Consider the following 699-nt stretch of genomic DNA (forward strand, 5'->3'; position numbering starts at 1 on the left):
TGTTTACCTGTTGTTTCAACTGGTGTCGCTGTCGGTGTTACAGGAGTCACAGTTGGGGTGTACTTAGCTGTGATTTCAGTTCCATTCTTATCCACACGTTTCACAGTTACACCTGTTCCTGTTCCAGTAAATGTTTTTTCTGGTACGAAAGTTACTGTACCATCTGGAGAAACGGTGTAAGTTCCTTCACCATCTACTGTCTTCGTAGTTGATCCATCTTCAAAGGTCGCTGGAATATCCTCATCGATTGGGACATTTGGATTGCCTTCAGTAAAGGTTGGTTTACCTGTTTGAGTGGCACCTTGAATATTTGTCGATCTTGCATCTTCAGATGTTGGAACAACTGGAGTAATCTTCGGGGTGTAAGTTGTTTCTACTGTTGTACCATTTGTATCAGCTGCTTGAACCTTAACTGGGACAACATCACCTGAATAAGATTTATCCGTTGGGGTGAAGGTCACAACACCTGTTTCTTTATCAACTGTGAAGGTACCAATTACATCACCTGCTGGTGATTTCGCTTCTACTGATGCTGCTGGCTGACCAGTTTCATCAAGAAGAGTAATGGTATCCTTATCAATTGGTGCAACTGGGTCACCTGAAGTGAAGGTTACTGTTCCAGTTTGAACCACACCTTGAGGTGCTTCAGATTCAGCAGGAGTTGCTGTTGGTGTTACTGGAGTCACAGTTGGTGTGTAA

General features: G+C 43.3%; 1 pseudogene. It reads right to left on the reverse strand.

Going from position 1 to position 699, the window contains the following annotated elements:
• Positions 1–699: pseudogene (locus HMPREF2619_RS11695) on the reverse strand (fibronectin-binding protein); the annotation flags it as partial.

The sequence above is a fragment of the Streptococcus sp. HMSC074B11 genome (assembly GCF_001808705.1).
Lineage (GTDB): Bacteria > Bacillota > Bacilli > Lactobacillales > Streptococcaceae > Streptococcus.